Annotated in this window: 1 protein-coding gene; it reads right to left on the reverse strand. The window is 56.9% G+C overall.

Annotated features, from left to right (window positions below):
* Nucleotides 1-489: 489 nt before the first annotated feature.
* Nucleotides 490-661 (reverse strand): transposase (locus IVA81_RS12230; RefSeq protein WP_247316738.1); only part of this gene is annotated, 172 nt, incomplete at its 5' end.

Genomic DNA, 661 nt, shown 5'->3' on the forward strand with positions numbered 1-661 from the left:
TGCCTACGCACGGCTCGGGGCCGATGTGGATCGCTACTCCTTCATCGTAGTGGACTTCCACCACCTACTCCTTGCCGGTCTCCCGGCGCACCAACTGTAATGCTAGGCAAACTTCTACTCTATACACGTTGTTAGTGATAAGTGCTCGTCGGCCCGGCAAGGGGCGCCTCAAGATATCTCATAAGAAAGGGGGGCCACTTCAAAGGAGTGACCCTCCAAGTCTGGAAGAAAGGCCGCTTGGGAAGCCTCTGGGGATCAGGCAGCAGCCTGATCGGTTTGGTGAAAATGGTAGACCGACTCTCTCGGCAATGGCGTTAGAGGTCGGCCGGCCGCGGCATTAAGAGCTGCGCGCAGGTATCGGCGATCAGGGCGCGTAAGACCGTGAAGACGGCCTCCTGGATCACCTGCTCTAGGAGCTTGTCCCGGTAATGGACTTGGGATCAAGCGAATTGCGTTCTGAGCGATTTTTTGGAAGAGGCAAGTCTCTCCTCAGAGTGCGGCTACGAGTTTTGCGAGGTTGTGGGCGGTGCAGATCATGGCCCATTCGGCTTTGACCTTGTCTATGCTGCGCAGGAGGAACTGGCGGAAGCCTCTTGCCTGCTTGATCTGGCCGAAGACGGGCTCGACGATCTGTTTTCGCAATCGATACCGGCTTCGATAG

Source organism: Bradyrhizobium sp. 141, assembly GCF_023074055.1.
In the GTDB taxonomy this organism is placed as follows: Bacteria; Pseudomonadota; Alphaproteobacteria; order Rhizobiales; family Xanthobacteraceae; genus Bradyrhizobium.